This window comes from Paenibacillus monticola (genome assembly GCF_009664975.1).
GTDB lineage: Bacteria > Bacillota > Bacilli > Paenibacillales > Paenibacillaceae > Paenibacillus_AQ > Paenibacillus_AQ monticola.
The window spans coordinates 22,744-48,097 of the sequence record NZ_WJXB01000002.1 but is presented as its reverse complement, the minus strand read 5'-3'; the positions used below and the strand labels follow the sequence as shown (position 1 = coordinate 48,097).

Annotated in this window: 5 protein-coding genes; all 5 read left to right on the top strand. The window is 39.4% G+C overall.

Annotation, left to right across the window (positions count from 1 at the left end; translation table 11 throughout):
* Nucleotides 1-1,371 precede the first annotated feature (1,371 nt).
* From GJB61_RS04655 to GJB61_RS04635, 5 genes are read left to right on the top strand one after another with little or no spacing between them, the layout of a single operon-like run.
* The gene (locus GJB61_RS04655; RefSeq protein WP_229521481.1) at nucleotides 1,372-3,093 is read left to right on the top strand and encodes an ABC transporter ATP-binding protein; all 1,722 of its coding nucleotides are present in this window, start codon (nucleotides 1,372-1,374) and stop codon (nucleotides 3,091-3,093) included.
* Nucleotides 3,094-3,123: 30 nt separating this feature from the next.
* Nucleotides 3,124-3,663 carry a hypothetical protein gene (locus GJB61_RS04650; RefSeq protein ID WP_154117327.1) on the top strand — a complete coding sequence of 180 codons (540 nt, stop codon included), beginning with the start codon at nucleotides 3,124-3,126 and terminating at the stop codon, nucleotides 3,661-3,663.
* Nucleotides 3,664-3,692: 29 nt separating this feature from the next.
* Entirely contained in the window at nucleotides 3,693-4,424 is a 732-nt protein-coding gene (locus tag GJB61_RS04645) for a thioesterase II family protein (RefSeq protein ID WP_154117326.1), read from the top strand.
* 10 nt (nucleotides 4,425-4,434) lie between these two features.
* On the top strand, nucleotides 4,435-14,532 hold the full coding sequence (locus GJB61_RS04640; protein ID WP_154117325.1) for a non-ribosomal peptide synthetase: 10,098 nt from the start codon (nucleotides 4,435-4,437) through the stop codon (nucleotides 14,530-14,532).
* A gap of 34 nt (nucleotides 14,533-14,566) precedes the next feature.
* Nucleotides 14,567-25,342: a non-ribosomal peptide synthetase gene (locus GJB61_RS04635; RefSeq protein ID WP_154117324.1), complete on the top strand. Its 10,776-nt coding sequence runs from the start codon at nucleotides 14,567-14,569 to the stop codon at nucleotides 25,340-25,342.
* Nucleotides 25,343-25,354 lie beyond the last annotated feature (12 nt).

Sequence of the window (25,354 nt, the reverse complement as noted above, 5' to 3'; positions counted from 1 at the left end):
CCTCTGGTTCGAGTTCCCAGGTCATGGATTTGAACCGCTTGATGATAAGATTGCGGCTGCGAATGTATGAACGCTATCAAACCATATATCTGCATGAGATCAAAGGGAATAGAATGATTTCCATACATTTCACCCCGTGATTTCACATTTTCATTTTTCATAATTGTGCAACAAATTATATAGAAAATAATTCATATAAAACTCATCGGACTATTCGACCATTTTCTAATGGGTGTAATTATTACTAATAATTATTGCAAAGATTTTACGAGAACATAGATTTTCAGTAGTATCTAAACTACTGCCAACAGTAAGAAGTTTTGATTCTTCATTCATAATGTAATCATTTACGTCTGGTCGTAGAAGGATGATTGTACTTTGTAATCGTCTAGATATGTACTTTCGTAAGATTGTTTGATGGGAAATGGGCGAGCGAATGACCAGATAACTTATAATGTCGGATCTTCAGCAGGCCTTTAGCCGCCAGCGTATAGCTTTGGATTTATGCATCATATCGATTGATTATTATAGACCTAGGAGAGGAGCGACTGTCCTTAAGACGGTCTGCTTAAATTTTCTGTGTTTGCTTTCTTTATAGAGGTCATTGGATAATTGCAGGCGCAATTTCGGGTGCGAAATCTCGTGAGAAAAGTATCGTATCTGACACCGTAAGCCAAGTAAGCACAATGAGAAACTTTCTATTAAATCTAAATTTCAGCATCGGTAAAAAAAATAGGGATAAACACTAAGGAATGACAAAAAACGATCTTTTGTATTAAGAATTGCATGAAAGGGAAAAAAGGTATGATATTCCAACATAATACAAATAGGGCTTTGGAACCATTCCACTGAAAGATGAAATAAAATAGTATTAATCCTATAAAAGTAAAAAGATACCATATATAAAGGTCAGCTATTTTAGTTGTGCAGCTTCACAAGAACTGAAAATTAGGTCATTCGAAGCGAGTGATGCGAATAAGCGAAAGTGTGAAAGAAATGAATCTCCAGCTCGTTGCAACGGTTGTTCGAGGGGAGGTCGCGGTCATCGACGTCACGCCTAGTTGAACAGAGTGTAGCAAGAATGAGGACAATGAACTATTTGAAGGAGGGGCTTAGACAACGTAAGCGTGGATATAGTCAATCAGGATGACATCAAGTACAGAATGAAAGAAGCATGTCGGAAATTGTTATTAGTATTTTGTTAGATATACTCGAAGTGTTCTCTTCGTACATAAGTAATTATCCATAATGAATGGAATTCGTGTTTCTTTATCCTCCTCTTTCCTGTCAAGTTGTGAATAAAATAAAAAACGATAAGTAGGTAATTTATTTATGGGCTATGGAACTACTTTTAAACGTTTATGGGTATACATGAGTAAATACAAGCCAATGTATGTTCTTCTAGCTGTGACTACAACAGTGAGTATTGCATTGGAATTATCCATTGCTTGGTTTTTGAATATCATAACGGATGCTGCAGTGCAATTTAATATGGACAAATGGATTGATTTTATATTTGTAGGCGCTGTAATACTTATTGTGTATGGACTTAATACATATATTGACAATTATTTTAAAAGTAAAGTTTCTATGAATGTTAGAAATGATATTCGAATAGATATGATGAATCATGTTTTGCGATTACCGCATTCTTTTTTTAGTAATTCTCATTCCGGAGATTTGTTATCCAGGTTCACTAACGACAATCAGGTTATAGGTGACGCTTCGGGGAGAATTATCGTTGATTTAGTGAAAAATCCCCTACTAGCAGTAGCAGCTTTCAGTTATTTGATGTATATCGAGTGGAGACTGGCTTTGATATGTATATCCATCGGGCCTTTGATGATGATGATCGGAAAGGTGTTCGGGAGCACCGTTCGTAAGACGAGTAACAACATGCAATTAAAACAAGGGAAAGTAACCTCGTTTCTACAAGATATACTCGGTGCAGACCACATTTTCAAGATGTTCAACCTGGAAAAGAAACTTATGAATCAGTATATAGATCATTGTGCAGATGTTATAAAGATTGAGAAAAAGCTGGGGAAAATTAATGCAGCTGCGAACGCTTCATCTACAGTGGTTGGGAACTTAACCTTTGTAATAGCTATTCTATTGGCTGGGTATTTTGTTGCGAAAGGGTCATTGAATGTAGGCTCCATGATAGCATTTATTCAGCTTATGAATTACCTAGTGATGCCGTTTACTGTGATTCCCACACTTTGGGCAAATATGCAGCAAGCTCTTGGAGGGGCAGAACGAACGTTTGTAATTTTGGATCATCCAGTTGAATATAATGATATTCAGGAACAAGAGATCAGTAGAAAACCGTTTACCAGTCTAAAATTGTCTTCCGTTTCATTTGGCTATCCCCTCTCCGATAGCAAAAGTACAATATCTGATATCAGCTTTGAGATCAAAGAAGGGCAAAAGATAGCGATTGTGGGACTAAGCGGAGGCGGTAAGTCCACACTGTTCAAGTTATTACTGGGATTGTATCCACCCGATCAGGGATTAATTCAGATTAATGGCAGGGACATTCGGGAAATAGGAATAAGAGAACAAAGAAATTACTTTTCATACGTACCTCAAGAAAATTATCTTTTTTCAGGAACAATTAAAGACAATATCCTCGATGGAAATCATTCTGCTGATGAATATGAGCTGATTGCCGCTTCACAACAAGCAAATGCGTTCGAATTCATCAGCAAGTTTCCAAATGGTTTTGCTTCAGATATTGGGGAGAAAGGGAAAAGTTTGTCGGGTGGACAAAAACAAAGAATATCAATAGCCAGGGCCATTCTGCGTAATTCTCCGGTTCTATTATTGGATGAAGCAACCGCATCTCTGGATCAGGAATCCGAAAAAATAGTTCAGGATGCTTTGCAGAAGTTAATGCAAGGGCGTACCACAATTGTTATCTCTCATCGTTTGTCTACGACGATTGATGCCGATTGCATTTTAGTGGTAGAAGATGGACGGATTGTTGAAGAAGGAACACATGAACAATTGATGATGCGTCAGAGTAGATACTTCGCCCTATATTCGTCTCAGAAAGAAGAAGAACAGGAACGACTCTATAGTGTGACTTGATACCAGAATGGATAGAGAAAGGAGATATCAATGGGAATCTTAATCATTCTATGTGAAGTTTTATTTTGGGTATTTGTCATTGCTGGACTATTTACTCGCTACACTCTCCACCAAAAAAAAATAGGTGGAATGCTGTTGCTCTGTTCACCGATCGTTGATACCATGCTGCTGATATTCACATTTTTTAATTTGAAAAATGGAGCTGAGGCTACTTTTGTTCATGGACTAGCCGCTTATTACATCGGAATGAGCATCGCTTTTGGACGTCCTCTTATTCGCTGGGCTGATCAAAAGTTTGCTTACTGGTTTGCCAATGGACCAAAGCCAATAAAAAGATATGGGAGAGCGCATGCGGAGAATGAGGTTAAAGCCTGGATGCGTCATCTGCTAGGTTTTTGTATTGGTTGTTCAATTATAGTTTTAATGATTAAATTTGTTGGCGATCCCGAAAGGACATTAGAGCTTGGAAAACTTATGAAGTTATGGTCTCTACTGTTAGGGATTGATTTTTTAGTGAGTTTCAGTTATCTCTTCTCACCCAAAAAGGAAAAAAACTCTAAATCGATTTAATAAAAGAATGACGTATCGGAGGCTTAATCTTGAAAATCAAACTCTTCTGTATACCCTATGCAGGTGGATCGGCGGTCATTTATCATAGTTGGAAGACCTACTTAAACGAACAAATAGAACTAATACCATTGGAATTACCAGGTAGAGGGACAAAAGCCAAACAACCTTTGCAGCGTAATGTACAAGAAATTGTCGCCGGGCTTTACGATATAGTAAAGGAGAGTTTGAAGTGTGATGAAGATTATGCAATTTTCGGACATAGCATGGGAAGCACTATCGCCTTCGAGTTGTATCATGAACTGATCAAAAATGGCTTTCATCAACCTGTTCATTTTTTTGTGTCAGCGGGAAGATCCCCCGATAGTATAAAGGAAAAAATTGTTCATAACCTACCGGAGGAAGAATTCAAGCAAGTGATTTTGGAGTATGGCGCTTCATCCAGCATAATTTTTGAGAATGAAGAGTTACGTAGTTTCTTTGTTCCGATTCTTCGTGCGGATTTCGAGGTTATTGAGAACTACACTTCTTTGGAACGAAACAGAAAAATCGGATGTGGTATGACGGCGTTCTATGGTAGCGAGGATACTGGGATTAAAAGAACTCAGATGGGCGAGTGGAAAATCCATGCCTCTGGGTTATGGAAAATACACTGTATACCAGGTGGCCATTTTTTTATTAAAGAGTCCCCGAAACAAGTTGTAGCTATAGTTAATGAAGCGATATTTAGTACGGAGAACGTAAAGAGTTATCAAGAATCCTGAAATTGATTAAATGGAGGGCAATAAATTGCTAAACAGTAGTTTGAATGTATACGGTCATGAGGAACGAAGAACTCAAGTGTTGCTTGATCAAAAGTTGACTCAACAGCTTTGGAGAATGGCTGAAAGAATGACGACAACATTGGATGTTGTCATTCTTTCAGCAACCGTGCTTCTTCTTCATAAATACTTTCAACAAGAAATTCCAAAGATAGAAGTAATTACGGGAAGTGATCTTTACCAAGGCGTTCATAGTGAACATGGTTTGATTAAAAAGGTTATTCCTCTTCAGTATGATGTCAGTAATTATTCAAACATTAAAGATTTATTGCTGAATTTAAACTTATTAAAGGTGGATAACAACGAGAGAACGGGATTGTTAAGTGGAGAAGATAACGTTCAAGCTGCCATTGGCGAAGATGAACATGATTCATATTTAAAGGTATTGTTTATGCTGAATACTTGTGATCCTGATCGAAATGTGATTTCTCTTATGGAGTTAATGAAGAATATTAAATTGTCAGAAACAGATTTATTAATTACCCCAGAGAACGAAGGGGGACAAATTCAATTGAATTTACGGTACGGAAATCAAGTTTCTGACGATACTATTCATATTGTTAAATCGAATATATTACATATTTTACATAGTATACAAGGGGGATTGGAAACGGATACATCTGAATTTCGCTTAATTAATATAGCTGAAGAAAAGCAGCTTCTATTAGATTTCAATTGCACCAAATTGACTTACAATCAGAACCTTACACTTAAAGATTTGTTTGAGGCCCAAGTGCAGTGTACTCCTGATCAGACGGCATTAATATTTAATGATGAGGCAATTAGTTATAAAGAGTTAAACCGTCGGGCAAATCACTTAGCCACAATTTTAAGAGAGAAGGGCGTTTCTCCGGATAGGCTGGTAGGATTATTGTTGGAGCGCACTCCTGATTTAATAATTGGAATGATTGCCATTTTGAAAGCTGGTGGGGCATACGTGCCCATTGATGTTACATATCCTAAGAGCCGGATCGAATACATACTTAATGACAGTGGTATATCATTGATGATCACAAATGCTTCTATTTCAAGAAACTTCACTTTTACGGGGGAGAAGATTGAAGTTGAATCGCTTGGTTATTTATCGGAGGATATTACAAATCTGATGACGGAATCCAAACCCGATGATTTGGCGTATGTAATATATACTTCAGGAACTACAGGACAGCCTAAGGGAGTAATGATTACGCAAGACAATGTTCATAATTTCATGTGCGGAATTTTGGAGAACATCCCGTTGGCAGAGGGTTCTTCCATGCTCGCATTGACAACACATTCCTTTGATATTTTTGTGCTTGAGTCATTAGTACCTTTAATGCGTGGCGCAACTATAGTATTGGCTAGTCAAGAGCAACAGCAAAGTCCACGGCAAATTGGGTTGATCATGAAACAAGCTTCAGTTCGTATAATTCAAATGACCCCAACAAGATGTAAGGCGTTCTTGGTTGATCCCTTGTTCCTTGCTGCCTTGAAGGATGTAGAGTATATATTGTTGGGCGGGGAGCCGCTTCCTCTTAAATTGCTAGAAGCGTTACAATCGGTATCGTCCGCTGCTATTTTTAATATGTATGGACCTACTGAAACAACGATTTGGTCTTCGTTAGAAGCGGTAACTGGTTCAACCGTAATTCGTATCGGGAAACCAATGGCGAATACTCAGTTCTATATACTTGATAACCAGGGTGAATTGGTACCGATTGGTGAGGAAGGTGAACTGTACATCGGAGGAAGAGGTTTAGCCCGTGGATATTTGAATAGAAATGATCTTACAAATGAAAGGTTTATTGTAAATCCATTAACAGGAAAAGGATTAATATATCGTACTGGAGACCTTGTTAAATGGACGAATGACGGGAGAGTAGAGTACGTAGGGCGTTGCGATGAACAGGTGAAAATGCGTGGTTACAGAATTGAATTGGGAGAAATTGAAAACCTTATTTTAAGAATGGAAAGTATTACTGAAGCGTCAGTGATACCTATTAGTAAAGATGGTGAAATTCAAGGAATACACGCGTTTTACGTAGCCGAACTCACGATCCCTAGTGAAGTTATAACAGCACATCTTGCTGAGTATTTGCCTGAGTACATGCTTCCGGTCTCCTATACACAAATTGAGTGCTTGCCCCAAACGCCGAACGGGAAGATTAATAAAAAGGCACTCCTGGAGAGTCTTGTTGATGCTAGGATTGGCGAATTCGCGGCTTATATTCCACCAAACAGTCCGCATGAGATACTAATTTCTCGAATCACACAAGAGATTTTTCAAGAAGACAGGATAAGTGTTGAGCAAAATCTGTTATTAATCGGCGGTCACTCGTTGAAATTTATGGAGTTATCTTCCCGCATTCATCAAGATACCGGAAGCATCGTTCCATCCAAATACATGTTTTCTAAACCAACTATCAAGTCCATTGCCAACTATGTGGATAACGAATTGAAGAGCGAATATTATCCAATTGAAACTGCTGCGGTACAGGATAGTTACCCAGTTACATCAATGCAGAAAAGAATGTTTTTGCTTCAGGATAACAGTGGTGCAGATCAGAATATGCCAGAAGCATATCTTTTGGAAGGAGTACTAGATGTAGTACGTCTTGAAAGAGCCTTGGAACAGCTGATTCAGCGTCACGATATACTTAGGGCGAACTTTTATTGGGAGGGTGAGGAATTAGTTCAAAGAATAAATGAAGTGATCGCATTCCAACTGGAATGCGTTGATGTTCATGATGGAGATCTAGCAGCAATGGTTTCTTCATATGTGTTTCCCTTTGATCTAACTCATGCCCCTCTATTTCGTGCAATACTTTTTAAAATTGGACCTTCTAGCAATGTATTGTTGCTAGAAATGCATCACATCATTACAGATAATGTCTCGATGAAGGTTTTTCTGCGGGATCTTGAGGGTCTCTATGAAGGAAAAGCTCAGGAGTCGGTGAAAATACAGTATCAGGATTATTCGGTGTGGATGAAGAACCACCCGAAGGAATTAAGCAGTAAAAGAGAATTTTGGATGCAACAGCTTTCTGGAGATCTCCCGGTGCTGGATTTACCAACTGATTATGTCCGGCCAATGTTGCAAAGTTTTGAGGGAGAAACTCTGGATTGTCATCTTGATCAACAGCTTACCGCTAAGCTGAAGGGAATTGCAGCCGAAACAGGGACCACATTGTATATGGTACTATTTAGCATGTTTAAGATTCTTTTGTCTAAATACTCTGGTCAAGAGGATATCTTGGTTGGTTCTGTTTCAGCTGGAAGAACACATGCTGATATTCATAGAACGATGGGGATGTTTGTTAATACTTTTGTAGTTAGAAGCTTCCCGAATGGAAATAAAAACTATAAAGAATATTTACTTGAACTCAAGGATATTTTTCTTGACGTATTTGACAATCAGGATTATCCATTCGAGGATTTGGCGAATGAATTACATCGATATAGAGACCTTAGTAGAAATCCACTGTTTGATGTAATGTTCGTTATGGAAGAAAAGTATCTGCCATCCCTGAAAGGAATTCAAGCTGAACCATATCAGATAGCTACTAATACCTCGAGGTTTGATCTTACGCTTGTAGCTGAAGAACTGAGAGATTCGATTCAAATTAAGTTAGAATATCGTACAAAGCTTTTTAGCAAAGAAACAATAGAAAGAATCATTAAGCATTTTCAGTATCTTGTTGTAAGTATAGTCCATAACACGGATCTCAAGATTTCTGAATACGAGATGATGGATGCCGAGGAATATGAGCGTATAGTCCATACCTTTAATAATACAGATTCAGATTATAATTCTTCACGAACGTATGTCCAATGGTTTGAAGATCAGGTTGAGAGAACTCCTGATGGTATCGCGCTTGTGCATCAAGGTATGAAACTCACTTATAGACAGGTGAATCAGGAGTCAAATCGTTTGGCTAGGGCTCTATGTAAGAAGGGAGTAAAACAAGGTGACATAATTGGAGTATTAGCTTCGCGAGGAATCAAGTTGATTGTAGCTATGCTGGGTGTAATGAAAGCTGGCGGGACCTATTTGCCGCTTGATCCTGAATATCCTGAGATCCGACTTCAATATATGCTGGAAAATAGTGATACCAAACTACTTCTAACGGATTTAGAACAACCGTATCTGCTAATTAATCAGATTAATACTATAAATATCAACTTTGAGTCGTTTTGCCATGAAGATGAGCATAATCTCAATAATTACATATCTTCAGACAATGCTGCTTATATGATTTATACCTCCGGGTCAACGGGAAAGCCCAAAGGAGTAGTTTTAGGACATAAAGGTATTTCCAATCTTTCCGTTTTTTTCAAACACGAGCTCGGAGTGCAGCAATCGGACAAAATTGTTCAGTTTGCCAGCATGTCATTTGATGCATCTATCTGGGAGATCACGATGGCGTTGTTCAATGGTGCTCAATTGCATTTAATTACTAATGAGATTGCTTCAGACTATAAAGAATTTGAAAATTATTTACAGGATAATGAGATTACAATAGCTACTTTGCCACCTACGTATTTATTGCATTTAGACCCGGCAAGAGCGACATCATTGAGGATACTAATCACAGCGGGTTCATCTGTTACCTATGAGTTGGCTGAACGGTGGGGCAAGTCGACCGAGTTTATTAATGCATATGGTCCAACAGAGTCAACTATATGTTCTACGTTCTGGAGATATAGTCAGCAAGAAAGAACTTGTAAGACTGTTCCTATCGGAAAGCCTGTTCTCAATGCAAAAGCATATGTTCTTAATCAGAATGATCGTCTGTTACCTGTAGGGATCATTGGAGAGCTTTGCATATCAGGCGATATGCTGGCAATTGAATATTACCGTTCCCAGGCAGTTACATCCGAAAAATTCATAACAAATCCCTTCGATGCAGGTACTAGAATATATAAAACTGGTGATTTAGTACGTTGGCTCCCAGATGGAAATTTGGAGTTTATCGGAAGGAAGGATGATCAGGTTAAGATAAGGGGATTCAGAATTGAGATGGGAGAGTTGAAGAGCCAGCTCCTTCAGTATGAGTCTATACAAGATGCAACTATTCTCTGTAGCCGAGCTCGAAATAACGAGGAATATCTATATGCTTATCTAGTTAGTGATACTGTACTGAATCCACGACATGTTAGGGAATTCTTGTCCACTCGTCTGCCTCAATATATGATTCCGACTTATTTGCTGCAAATAGATGCTATACCCCTAACGATCAACGGAAAAGTAGACACCAAGGCGTTGCCGGATGCGGAAGCTGAAATTAATTCCCAGAGAGTAGTGGCAGCTGCACGAAATCAGACAGAAGAAAAACTGGTATCAATTTGGAAAGAGATATTGGATATCGAAGAAGTGGATATTAATGATAACTTTTTTGAACGAGGGGGCCACTCTCTAAAAGTTGCCTATCTAATAAGAAAAATAGCTCAAGAATTTGGTGTGCGATTTACATTCAAAAAACTGTTTGAGTATTCGAGCATTAGTAAGATCAGTTCTCTTATTGAGAACTCTCGTCGATCTACCATCCAATCATTGGAGCTTTCTGAAAAAAGATCTGGATATCCTTGCAGTTCTGCCCAAAAGAGAATGTATAGCTTGTACGAGCAGGATAAGCACGGAGTAAGCTATAATCTTCCGAATGCAATGTTAGTGGAAGGGGATTTGGAAAGAGTTAGGATTGAAGATGCATTCAAGCAAATGATAAATAGACATGAGTCCTTTCGCACGTTTTTTGAGATTGCAAATGAGACTGTGATCCAAAAAATCAAACCTAACGTTAACTTTGAAATATCATATGTAGAACTCAAATCAGAGAGACAGGAGGACATTGATCAGAAAATCAAAGAATTTATCAAACCTTTTAATCTGGAAAAATCAACATTACTCAGAGTCGAACTGGTTAAATTATCGGACAACAAACATTTGTTGCTGTGGGATACGCATCATATCGTTTTTGATGGGTTCTCAGCAGGTTTGTTTATGCAAGAATATATGAATATCTATCGTCAAGAACCACTTCCTGAACTTAAATATCACTATCATGATTTTGCTATTTGGGAGGAAAAGGTTAAAGGGTCACTGGAGTGGAAACAAAAGGAGAGATTCTGGCTTGAGCAATTAGCCGGTGAGATTCCTGTACTGGATTTACCGTATGACTATACAAGACCTGTGGTAAAAAGCTTTGAAGGTGACTCGATTGATTTTGAATTACAAGGTTCGATTTGTGATGATCTCAACAAGCTTGCCACAGAAACAGGCACTACTCTGTATATGCTGCTGCTAAGTACATATAAGATTCTATTGTCTAAATACTCAGGTCAAGAAGAATTAATCGTGGGCAGTGTGTCTGAGGGAAGGCCACATTTGGATCTGCAGCAAACGCTAGGGATGTTTGTTAATACCTTTGCTGTTCGGACGTATCCAGAAGGAAATAAAAGATATTGTGATTATTTGGATGAAGTGAAATCGTATTTGCTGGATGCGTTTGACAATCAGGATTATCCGATTCAATCTATCCCGGAGAAGCTCCTAATGCAACGTGATATCAGCAGAAATCCACTATTTGATACATTGTTTGTGTTAGAGAATATGCATATCCCTGCTATGAAGTTAGAGGGGATGAATATTACACCTGTAAGAATGAAGTCACAAACCTCAAAATTCGACTTATCAATGATTGCTGAAGAGTCAGTGGGCAAAATTAATTTTAGACTGGAATACTGCACCAGACTTTTCAAAGAGAGTAGTGTGGAAAGGTTGAAAAACCATTTCATACAGCTAATATCAGATATTGTTAAGCACCCGGATAAACTAATATCGGAGTTGTGCATGCTGGCTCCAGGCGAAGAACAGCAGATTTTGAATGCGTTCAACAATACCGCAACGGAGTATCCGGCGTCTAAGACAGTAAATCAATTATTTGAGGAACAGGTTGAGAAGTCTCCTTCGGGTGTGGCGCTTATATTCGACAAAGAGGAGTGGACCTACCAACAGTTAAATCGCAGAAGCAATCAGATTGCCAGAAAACTGCAGAGTCTGGGGGTTCGATCCGAGCAGCCTGTAGGAATTATGCTGGATAGAGGTTTTGATCTGATTGCAGCAATTATTGGCATTCTCAAAGCTGGAGCAGGATATCTCCCTCTTGATAGTGATTATCCTGAGGAACGTCTTCATTACATGCTGTCTGATAGTAATTGTGAAATTGTACTTACTACGCTCCCCTTTGCAGACAAAGTTAACAAGAGCGCAAACCTGGTTTTTCTCGATGATCCAGAAATTGCAGCTTGCGGTGAAGATAACTTAGTTTCCATGAATACTGTAGACAGCTTGATTTACATTATGTACACTTCAGGATCCACTGGAAAGCCTAAAGGAGTTCTGGTCAAACATCAGAATGTGGTCAGACTTGTAGTAAACGCAGAATATATGGAGTTTAGTTCTTCGCTAAAAATGTTGCAGGGAAGTACCACCGTTTTTGATGCCTCAACATTTGAAATATGGGGTGCCCTTTTGAACGGAATGAGTCTCTGTATCGTTACCAAAGAGACGATGCTGGAGTCGGATAAACTGCACCAAGTTCTGAAACAGCAACAAATTAAAACCATGTGGTTAACTTCTGCATTATTTAATCAACACGCCTTAGAGAAACCTGAAATGTTTGCAGATGTTAAGTATTTGCTTGTTGGTGGTGACGTGCTTTCAATTCAGCAAATAGATGCCGTACAGAAAATGAATCAAGGGTTGACGATTATCAATGGCTACGGCCCCACTGAGAACACGACATTTTCCACTTGCTTCACCATAAATGGCGGGTACGAGATGAGCATCCCTATTGGTAAGCCAATCAGTAATTCAAAGGCATATCTATTAGATAAATACGGAAAACTTCTTCCGATTGGAGTGATAGGAGAGCTGTATCTAGGAGGAGATGGGGTAGCTGGAGGATATCTGAATGATTCTGAGAAAACCCGAGAAAAATTCCTGCCAGATCCTTATGCGTTGGGCAAGACTATTTACAGAACGGGAGATCTCGCACGGTGGTTGCCGGATGGTAATCTTGAATTTTGTGGCCGGAAGGATCAACAATTAAAAATTCGGGGTTTTCGAATCGAAACAGGTGAAATTGAGTGGCATTTAATGAATTATCCTTCAATTAAAGAAACAGTAGTTATAAGTAAAGAAGATAGACTCGGGAATAAATGCTTGTGTGCCTATTTCATAGCAAGTCAAGAAGTTAATCCAGCGGAGCTTAGACTGGATTTATTAACAAAGCTTCCGGACTATATGATGCCATCTTACTATATACAGTTAGAGAGCTTTCCATTAACGGTAAATGGGAAAGTAGACAAACAAGCGTTACCGCAGCCAACTGAGGGGATGTTGTCAAGTAGTAACTATCAAGAACCTAGAAATAAGACGGAGGAGTTGCTTTGCAAGGTTTGGAAGGAAATTCTTGCATCTGATCAAGTAGGGATCACCGATCATTTCTTTGAACTGGGAGGGGATTCAATCAAAGCTATTCAACTAGCCTCCAGAATGAAAAGATACAATCTTCGAGTGGATGTAAGGGATATTTTAATACATCCAAGGATCAACGAATTATCAAGTTACGTTCTTCGCCTCAATCACGAGGTTGAACAAGACAAGGTTACAGGAGAAGTAGTGCTAACACCGGTACAAAGGTGGTTTTTTGAGAATCAAAGCTTAGGAAGGGATCACTTTAATCAATCCATGATGCTGTATCATGAAGGACAAATCGATAAGGAACTTGTATTTAAGGTCTTTCAAGCGATCCTGTCTCATCATGATGCTTTAAGAATGGTAGTGGACGATCAAGGTGAGGAACCTTCGCAATTGAATAGAGGAATCGAATATAACTGGTTTGACCTTTATGAATTTGATTGCTGCGATGAGGAGGACAGCAGAGCATTTATTGAACGGAAAGCTGATGAAATTCAACAAAGCATCAAGTTAACAGAAGGATCTCTTGTGAAAGTAGCGGTGTTTCACGAAAAAATGGGAACTCATCTATTCATAGCAGTTCATCATCTGGTGATTGACGGTGTATCCTGGCGAATTTTACTTGAGGATATTGTAATGGCGTATGAACAATTGTCGTCAGGTGAAGTAGTGAAGCTGCCAAGTAAAACACATTCTTTCCAGGCATGGGCAAAACAGCTCAAGGAATATGCAAATTCCGAAACACTAATTCTGGAACTTGAATTCTGGAATACAATGGGAAACCATCATGTGAGTAAGTTACCTATGGATTATGAGTTTGCGGAACATATTACGATGGACAGCGATGAGGTGCAAATGCAGCTTTCATATTCAGAAACAGAGCAGCTGATTAAGCAATGTAACAAAGCATATAATACAGAAATTAACGATTTGTTGTTAGCAGCACTTGGCCTCACCCTAAAAAAATGGACGCATGAAGATAATATACTTATTAATCTTGAGAGTCACGGAAGAGAAAATATTTTTCCGAATCTGGATATTGGGAGAACTGTAGGTTGGTTCACCTCAATTTATCCTGTAGTTATTCATATGGATAACTCCACAAAAATTGAGGATACAATTATCTCGGTCAAAGAGACTTTGAGAAAGGTTCCGAATAAAGGTATTGGCTACGGTATTCTGAATTACTTAACTCCTGCTGCTTTATTGAAAGGTTCAAAACCTAAGGTTACACCTGAAATTAGTTTCAATTATATGGGGCAGTTTAACCAGCAAGAACTTAATCACCCCCGTTTTAAATATTCAAGCTATCTTACAGGCAATGAGGTCAGTCCTTACTATGGCAAGCGTTGCAATCTTGATTTGAATGGAATTATTAAGAACAACCAGTTCAACATGACTATCAGTTACAGTTCACGACAATTTGCTAAATGCACCATTGAAATGCTGGCTGAATCGTACAAAGATCATTTACTCCGAATCATTAATTTTTGTGCAGAAAAAGAGGGTACCGAGCATACCCCTAGTGATTTTAGTGCTAAAGATTTGGATTTCGATTCTATGAAAGAGGTCTTGGATCTCTTTAACTAGTGAACTCGTTCCATAGAGGATTGTTACTTAACATATGATTGGGAGGTTGGAAATTTTGAGCACTGATAATAATATAAAAGACATTTATTTTCTTACCCCCATGCAAGAAGGAATGCTGTTCTATCACATTCTTAATCAAGAGAATGATGCGTATTTCCAACAGTTACATTTCTCTGTAGAAGGTACGTTGAATTATGAACTTTTTGAACAGTCTATTAGGCAACTCGTTTCAGATTATGACATCCTTAGAACTGTATTTGTATATAAAAAAGTAAAAAAAACAGTCCAAGTGGTGCTGAAAGATTTATCGATTCCTGTTGAGCTAGCGGATATTTCCACTTGGAATCTGGAGCAACAGCAACTGTTCATCAAAGAAAATAAAGAGAAGGAAATTAAGAGGGGTTTTGATCTAACCCGGGGACCTCTTATGCGGATTACTGTTGTTAAGACCGCTGAGACAAAGTATGAGATTATATGGAATTTCCATCATATTATTCTGGATGGATGGAGCCTCGGTAACTTGTTGCTGGCATTTAGAAGGAATTATAAGTTATTGCAACGAGGCAAGACTATTCATCATAGAAATACGCTTCCCTTCAGCAATCATATTAAATGGCTGGAACGGACAAATTCAGCTGAAGCCCACTCTTATTGGGATAAATATCTCACAGGGTACAGCACACCAGTTACCATTCCTGGAAATGCCGGTGCTGAAAATGTGAATGGGTACAAAGCAGCTCAGATTTTCTATAAGTTTAGTTCGGTTTTGTCTTCCAGACTCGAGGAGACCTCCAGGAAAAACGGTGTGACCTTAAGCAGCTTGCTTCAAATGCTCTGGGGCATCTTGCTCAACAAATACAATGGTGTTCAGGACTCCGTTTTTGCAACGGTTGTATCGGGAAGAAATCCGGATATGGATGGTATGGAGCGAATGGTTGGAATGTTCATTAATGCGATTCCGGTCAGAGTTCGTTATGATGACACAATGTCAATAAGAGATCTGATTCATCAGTTCTGGGGGGAGAGCTTTGCTTCACAGCAATACGACTTTGCATCGCTCCCCGAGATTCAATCCCGGACAAGCTTAAATAAAGAACTAATTAATCACACCTTTATATTTGAGAATTACCCACTGGGAGACGGTTTGTATAATAAGTCCTTTGATTTCTGGGTTACGGATCTCCAAGTCTATGGACATCCCAATTATGATTACAACATTGTAGTAACACCTGGTCATGAGCAGATCGAAATCAAAGTGAGCTACAACGACTTGGTGTACAGCCACGATATGATCATGCAATCGTTAGAGCATTTCGAACGAATTGCGGAACTTGCAGTGGATAATTTGGACCTTCGTGTCGGCGAGATCGGAATCGTCACAGACAAAGAAAAAGCCAAACTGTTATATGAATTTAATCCGGTGCCGAGTGAAAATAGTCAGCCCTATTCTCTCATTCATGATGGCTTTGAACTGGTGGCTTCAACCTATCCCTCGAACATAGCTGTGGTCTATGAGAATCAACGGTTGACTTATCTGGAACTCAGCCGTAAATCGAATTTAATCGCCCAAAGCTTGATTCTTTCAGGTGTGACAAAAAATTCTGTTGTCGGTGTCGGGGTGCAACCGGGTATTGAAGCTGTAGTTGCAATATTAGGAGTTCTGAAAGCGGGAGGAGCCTATCTACCTATAGATCCTTCCCATCCGATAGATAGAGTCAATAATATGCTGAACCAATGCGGCTGCAAGTTCCTTATAACAGGCTCAGAGACACTAGACGGATTGTTGGCGGAAACTAAGGTGATACGTTTCAATGAAATAGATATGGAACCGTTATATGATCGTAATTATGATATTGAATTCCCTACTGTAAGCGCTGAAGACATCGCCTATGTTATTTTTACCTCAGGGACAACCGGTGTTCCAAAGGGAGTGAAAGTCAGTCACAGCAATCTAATTCATTATGTCTCTTGGTTCAAACAGTACTCAAAGATCTCTTCAGCAGATCGGACGGTTATCTTATCTTCATTGGCCTATGACTTAAGTTATACAAGTTTTTATTCGGGCCTGCTAACCGGCTGCCAAATACACTTGTTGTCACAGGAGGCTTATTCGGATTCCAATGAGGTAGTCAAGTATATTCGAATGAACGAAATCACTTTCTTCAAAGGCACTCCGTCTCACCTGAGTATGATTCTCTATTCCCGTGAATTTTATAGAACAGAAGCATGCAACTCTCTTGAGCTTGTAGTGCTTGGCGGTGAAGAGATTCAGGCATTAGATATTGAGAAATTTAATAAAAAATATCCAAAAACAAGATTTATGAATCATTACGGACCAGCAGAATGTACAGTAGGTTCTGTTGCAATGGAGATAGAATCTGCAGCATTTGATAATTTTAAGAGTGTACCCGTTCTGGGCAGACCGATTAGCCATGCCAAAGTTCTTATTCTTGACAAGAGTATGAACCTGCTGCCTGTTGGTGTATGTGGTGAAATTTATATATCCGGAGCAGGGATCTCATCCGGGTATATCAACGATGCAATAATGACTGAACAACGTTTCGTAGCAAGCCCATTTCAGAGTAACGAGAAAATATATCGTACAGGTGACTTGGGCAGATGGCTTGTTGATGGAACTATACAATTTCTAGGTAGAATAGATGATCAAATTAAGATTCGCGGCTTCAGGGTCGAGCTTGGAGAGATAAAAAGCAAACTTCAGTCTCATCCCAAAGTTGCGGAGGCCATTGTTATTCAAAAGATACAAAATAATAAGGAATCAATAGTCTGCGCCTATTATGTTTCAGAAGATGGAGTGGAGGCAGAGGAATTACGAAGCTATCTAAAAAATGCATTGCCCGAGTATATGATTCCGGCATATTTACAACAAATTGACAGCATTCCTTTGACAGTTAATGGGAAAATCGATCGTAATAAACTTCCTGAACCGGGATTTATCTTACATCCGGAAGAAAAATTCAGTATGCCGGAAAGTGAAATAGAGTGCGAATTAGCACGGATATGGGAATCCATCCTGCAAGTGAAAAACATTGGAGTGAATGATCATTTCTTTCAGATCGGAGGTCATTCCCTCAAAGCAATAATGCTAACTACAGCCATTTATAAGCATTTTTCGGTAGAGATTCCGCTGCGATCTCTGTTTCAGCTCCCGACAATAAAAGAATTAGCTCTATATATTGAAGAGTCAACTATATCCAAAGAATTTGTCGGTATTCAAACTGTAGCTCATCCGACAGGCAAGTATGCATCTTCATCAGTACAGAAAAGGATATATGCTCTAAGCAGCTATGATAACGAGAGCATTAACTATAATCGCCCCTTTGCGATGCTTTTATCAGGTCCGCTGAACATCAGTGAATTGCAAGAGGCCATTCATAAAATGATTCTTAGACATGAGGCACTCAGGACTTCTTTTGAAAATGAAGAAGGTAATATTATTCAAAAAATCTGGGATAGTGTTAAATTTAATTTAGACTTTGCAGATATGGAATATCGAACTGAGAAAGAAGTTAATGTTTTCTTAAGTGAACTTGTGACACCTTTCCAATTAGAGCAGGCACCGCTTATGCGAGGTATGGTTATTCGGTTGGCAAATTGTAAACATATTCTATTTCTTGATATGCATCATATTATCTGGGACGGAGTGTCTACCGGTATTTTTACAAAAGAGCTCTTCGATGTATACTCGGGTGAAAAATTGCCTGGATTATCGGTTCAGTACAAAGATTATACTGAGTGGCAAAGGCAGCACTTGCTGTCGGATGAGTATAAACAAAAAGAGCAATATTGGTTAAATCATCTCGGTGGAGAAATTCCAGCATTGAATTTGCCACTGGATTATGGAAGACCGAGTATTCAAAGCTTTGACGGAGATTTTGTCCATTTTTCAATTCACTCTGCTGATTACGAAAATCTAAAAGCTTTGGCAGCCGCTACCGAAACAACGATGTTTATGCTCATTTATTGTGCTTTCTGTGTGTTGATGGCGAAATACAGCGGACAGGAAGAAATTATTGTAGGAACCGTTAGTGCCGGCAGATCCAGGCCAGAAATTCAGGGCGTATTAGGGATGTTTGTCAATACTCTGCCTGTTCGAACTTTTCCCGATAAACATAAGACATTTGTAGAGTATTTGCTAGAATCCAAACAAACATTGTTGGACAGTTATCATAATCAAGATTATCCATTAGAAGATATTATCGAATCACTTAATCTCACAAGAGATGCAAGCAGAAATCCGTTATTTGATGTATTTGTTGCCTTTGAGAATGAGAGCAAGAGAGAATTAAAAGTTAATGATATAGAGATATCCGGTTATGACGTTGAATATAAGGTATCCAAATTTGATTTGTCGTTACTGGCGGAAGAACGTGGTGACGGTATCGATTTTCGCCTGGAGTATTGTACCCGCCTGTTCGCTAAAGATAACATTAAAAGGATGATTTTACATTTAATGCGTTTGATCTATCATATAACAAAAAATTCCAATAAGCAAATCGGGGAATTACAATTCCTTGACGATGAAGAAATGAAACAATTGCTTCAACATCAGCAGGATTTTGACGTGGATTATCCGGTTGGGAAAACTGCAGTCCAGTTGTTTGAAGAGCAAGTTAATAGAACACCGGATCATATCGCAATTAGTTTTGACGGGATTCAGTTGACTTACCGCGAGTTGAATTCCAGGGCCAATCGTCTTGCCTGGCGGTTAAGGGAACTTCATGTTTGTAGAGATCAAATGGTAGGCATCATGCTTGAACGATCTCCAGAAATGGTAATTGGGATCCTCGGTATATTGAAAGCCGGAGGGGCATATTTACCTATTGAACCGTCATATCCACAGGAACGGATTCGATTCATGCTGGAGGATAGCGGAGCGCAGATTTTGATAACTCAGAAAGAATATATGGAGGACATTTCTTTCGAAGGGACCATTGTCAATATTTTTGATGAAGATTCGGGCAACGAAGCAAATCTTCCTTTGGTGAATAAACCGGATGATCTGATTTATATGATTTATACATCTGGAACGACTGGTAAACCTAAGGGTGTAATGATTGAACATCGTAATCTTGTCAGACTTATGGTGAATAACAAGATGAAATTTGATTTTCATGAGCATGATGTCTGGACACTGTTTCATTCGTTTTGTTTTGACTTCTCAGTGTGGGAGATGTATGGGGCATTACTCTATGGAGGGAAACTGGTTATTGTCCCGAAGCTGATTGCTCAGGATACAAGAGCGTTTATTCAAATGCTGGAACGGGAAAAAGTTACTGTATTAAATCAAACCCCAACGGCTTTTTATAGTCTGATTAATGAAGAGATGCGAATGTCGGATATCCGCCTATGGATTCGATATGTCATTTTTGGCGGGGAAACATTAAAGCCTATGCTGTTGAAGCTCTGGAAGGTTAAGTATCCCTCTACCAAACTGATTAATATGTACGGAATAACGGAAACGACGGTTCATGTAACCTATAAGGAAATCGGAGACCAAGAGATAAATGCGAATGTCAGTAATATCGGTAAAGCCATACCGACGGTAAGAACTTATATTTTGGATAGCAGCTTACATCCGGTTCCAATAGGTATTCCTGGAGAGCTGTGCATCGGAGGAGAGGGAGTCGCACGGGGCTACAGAAACCGCGATCAATTGACTGCGGAGAAATTTATTTACGTCTCTGGAATTCACGAAAGGTTATATCGCTCCGGGGATCTCGCCAGATTCTTATCTAATGGTGAAATTGAATATATGGGCAGAATCGACAGTCAAGTAAAAATAAGAGGTTACCGGATTGAGTTGGGAGAGATCGAAAGGCAGCTTCTTCAGCATGACGATATCATTGATGCTACAGTTGTTGATTGTAATAACCATCTTGGAGAAAAATGTCTCTGTGCGTATATCGTAGTCAGACGTGAACTAAAAGCGAGGAGTGTACGAACCTTCTTAGCGGCATCAATCCCTGAATATATGATTCCAGCATATATTCTATCCATTGATAGTGTTCCTCTAAGTAGTAATGGTAAGGCTGATCGAAATGCACTTCCCAAACCGGATTTTTCTGCCTATCAAGTGGGTGAATATCAAGCGCCGACGAACAAAACAGAAGAAATATTGGCAGGGATTTGGAAAGAGGTACTAGCTGTTGACAAAATTGGTATTTTGGATAGCTTCTTTGATTTAGGAGGGCACTCTTTAAAAGCAATATCATTGTTGGCGAAAGTTGAAAAGGAGTTGAACATAGCGGTTTCACTCCGCAGCTTATTCGTTAATCCTACGATTGAAAAACTGGCGGCTCTAATTCAGGGTACCCAAAGAACGGGAGCTTATCCTGCGATTGTGAAGACACAAGCTAGCACGTATTTCCCAGTGGCTCCAGCGCAAAGAAGAATCTATGCTTTGTCCGGTTTTTATCCAGAAAGTACCAATTACAATATTCCTTGTATGATCATGGCAGAAGGTTCATTGGATAAGAAGCGGCTGCATAAAGCATTGAGGGCATTGCAGGTCAGACATGAATCCTTGAGAGTATCCTTTCATCTGTCTGATGGAGCTCTCATGCAAAAATTGGAGGAACCGGAAATTGCAGTTGTCGAGGAAGCGGAGGTTATAACTGGGATCGGTCTAGGCGAAGACTGGCATACACCATTTATCAAGCCGTTTGATTTACAGAGTTCTCCGCTCCTGAGAGCTAACTTGATCACTGTAGACCCACAAAAGTCAATCCTTATTTTGGATATGCACCATATCATTTGCGATGGCAAATCTCTTTCAATACTTTACGAAGAATTGATTGAATTATACGCTGGGCGAGACTTACCGCCTGTGGTCTATCAATACAGGGATTATGTTCATTGGCAAAATGCGGTAATGGCAGGGTCTCAATTCAAAGCTAGTGAGAGTTATTGGGTAAAGCAATTTGAAGGAGAGTTACCCGTGCTGCAGCTGTCAACGGATTATCCAAGGCCGGCTATTCAAAGCCAGAAGGGTCATACTGCGGAAGTGGTTCTGGATACGGAGCTTGTTCAGAAATTAAGCAGGATTGCTGCAGAAACTGAATCCACTTTATTCATGGTTTTTCTGGCTGCATACAATATTCTATTGGCAAAGTACAGTAGTCAAGATGACATAATCGTAGGTACTGTAACTTCAGGTAGAATGATCGAGCCATTGCAACGGATCGTAGGCATGTTTGTGAATACGTTGCCGCTCAGAAACAGACCCACATCGGAGTTGTCTTGCCGGGAATTTTTAGAGGAAGTGAAGAAAGGTGTATTGGATGCTTTTGAACACCAAGAGTATCCTTTCGATGTCCTTGTAGAACAGCTGGGCTTAAGGAGAGATGTTAGCCGGAGTCCGCTATTTGATACGATTCTCACATTTAATGAACAAGCCAACAGTGAGATTAATGTAGATGGAACAACGTTCAAAATAATGGAAGTAGATAGTCAAACCGCCAAATTTGACCTGGTAACCTCCATCGAGAGAAATGACAAGGAAATTCGTATCCTGATGAATTTCTGCACAGCGTTGTTTAGCCTATCTACGATCTATAGAATGCAGGCTCATTTCATTTATATAATCAAACAATTTGCCGAAAATCTGGATGAACGCATCGGAGACATGGAGCTTGTTAACGAGCAAGAAAGAAATATGCTATTCAGCTTTAACCAGACTAAGGTCAGTTATCCTAATGACGCAACAGTTGTCGGCTTGTTTGAAGAGCAGGTGCAACATCATCCGGATCAGGTTGCAGTTTTTTCTAACGATAATGTTTTGACTTACGCGGAATTAAATAGAAAAGCCAATCAGTTGGCTCATAAGATTCGGGAAATTGCTCCAGATAAATCAAGTATTGTAGGGATTATGACCGAGCCATCAGTTGAAATGTTAATTGGCATACTTGGCGTACTGAAGGCGGGATGCGCTTATCTTCCCATTGCTCATGATTATCCGGCAGACAGAATAGAGTATATGCTAAAGAACAGTGCGGTCAGACTTCTTTTAACCAAAAATAAATACCGTAAAAACTTGTCGTTTGATAATGATGTGATTATTCTTGATGATTCATCGATCTACCGAGGAGACTGTCAGAACCATGATGTTAAGGGTGAAGCTGATGATCTGGCTTATGTCATCTATACTTCTGGTTCCTCTGGTCAGCCCAAAGGAGTCATGGTAGCTCACAAATCATTAGTGAACTTGAGTTATTGGCATAAGAATTACTTCAATATTACAGCTGCGGATAAGAGTGTGAAGTATGCAGGATTTGGGTTTGATGCCTCTGTCTGGGAGATATTCCCCTATCTCCTCAGTGGTTCGACGATTCATGTAATTGATGAGGATCTCAAGCTGAATATGCATAAGTTGAATCAGTATTTTGAAGAACATCATATTACGATAAGCTTCTTACCGACGCAAGTTTGTGAACAGTTCATAGGGTATGGAAATACATCATTACGAATTCTGCTAACTGGTGGTGACAAGCTAAAAAAATTCATCCCTGAGCGTTATCAATTATTTAATAACTATGGCCCTACAGAAAACACTGTTGTAACAACATGTCATCTTGTAGAAAGTATTGATCAGGTTATTCCGATAGGTAAACCGATTGCAAATAATCAAATATTCATTCTGGACCGCGATATGCATCTAACGCCGATTGGTGTACCGGGTGAGCTTTGCATTGCTGGAGAAAGTCTAGCTGTCGGATATCTCAATCTTCCTGATTTAACTGCCAGCAAGTTTATACAGAATCCTTACGCTGTGCAAGAAAGGCTGTATAAGACCGGAGATTTGGCCCGTTGGACGCCGGACGGAAGCATTGAATTTTTGGGCAGGATAGATCAACAAGTCAAGATTAGAGGCAATCGCGTCGAGCTCGGAGAAATCGAGGCACAACTCATTAAACATACTGCAGTAGAGGATGCTGTAGTTGTATGTAAAGAGGATCCTAACGGAATTCCTTACTTAATGGGATACTTCATTTCTGGTACAACATCCGATCCGATTGCATTGAAGGAGTTTCTGGGCACACAACTTCCAGCATTTATGGTGCCGCTTCATCTGATACAGCTTAGTGAATTTCCTGTAACTCCTAATGGCAAGGTGGATAAAAATCTTCTCACTCTTTTGGAATTACCCAAAGTTGCCAACCCAAGCGAACAACTTCCCGGCACGGCTACAGAGCAAACGGTAGGGGGAATATGGAATAAACTCTTGAATCTTGAATCAATTAGTGTGCATAGGAATTTCTTTGATGCTGGTGGTGATTCACTGAAAACGATGCTTTTGATTTCATTAATTGAGAAAGAGCTTGGAGTGAAGCTATCTGTTGTGGACGTATTTAATGCTCCGTCCATTTACAAGATATCTCGAATAATCGATCTAGCAGAACGCTCCACAATTCCGCGTATTACGCAAGTTTCTGAAGCAGTGTACAGTGAGGGACATTTCCCGCTTGCAATGGTGCAGAGACGGATGATCGCACTAAGTATGCTTGATGAGACTGGAATTCTGTATAATGCGCCATTCGGTCTGGAGATAATCGGGAACTTGGATGTGGTAAAAGTAAACCATGTTTTTCAACAATTAATTCATAGGCATGAGATTTTGCGAACTTCCTTTCATGTTGTTGATAACCAGCCTGTCCAACGTATCCACGACAATGTAGAATTTGAAGTCAACTTTATGGATGTGTCTTCTGCCGATCCGGATGTTGCAATTAAGCAATGTATTAAATCATTTGTTTTGGACGAGCCACCTTTAATACGTGTGGCATTGTTGCGAGTAGATGAAGAGCGTTTCATTCTGCTCATAGATATGCATCATATTATATGCGATGGTGTATCAGCAGATATCATGATGCATGAGTTTGCCGTTTTATATCAAGATATGTCACTAACGACAATAAATCTTCAGTATAAGGATTTCGCTGTTTGGCAAAATGAATTTTCCCATTCTAACGAAATGAAGCAGCAGGAGCAATATTGGTTGGACCAGCTGAAAGGGGATATTCCACGGTTAAATATGCCTACAGATTATCCAAAGTCGAAAATGCAGAGTTATTATGGGAAAAGCAAGTTTTATGTGCTTGGAGAGCAGCTTAGCCTTCAATTGGAGAAGTTTGCCCAGCAAAATAAGGTAACATTATTCCAGATGTTACTGGCAGGATACTATATTCTTCTTCATAAAGTAACCGGCAAGGAGGACATATTAGTTGGTTGTGCCGTGGCAGGACGGCATCACGCAGGGTTGGATCAAATGCTAGGATTATTCGTCAATACACTGGTATTGCGCAATTTTCCGAATCATGAGATCGAAGTTGGAAGGTTCCTTAGTGATGTGAAGCAAAATGTTCTGCAGGCGTTTGAGCATCAGGATTATCCGTTTGATCAATTGGTTGAACGACTGGCAATCACCAGAAATGCAGAGGAGAATGCTTTGTTCGATACACTGTTAAGCTGGCAAGAGTCAGAGACGGAATTGATCCGAATTCCAGGACTTCATATAAAGAATTATTACGTAAGACACGATACATCGAAGTTCGATTGTTCTCTCTTTGCCTTTAAAGAAGATAACGGAATCAATTTGTGCTTCAACTTCAATACGCAATTATTCAATGAGAAGACGATTGATATGTGGTCTAAGGACTACTTATCGATCCTTACCGCAATAACACAAGATATTAATATTCCTATCAAAGATATTGAAGTCCATTCAGAGCAGGGTTATCAACGGCTTGAAAGCGTGATGGATAGAACGTTGCAAATCGATTTTTCCTAGTAGATTAATGGG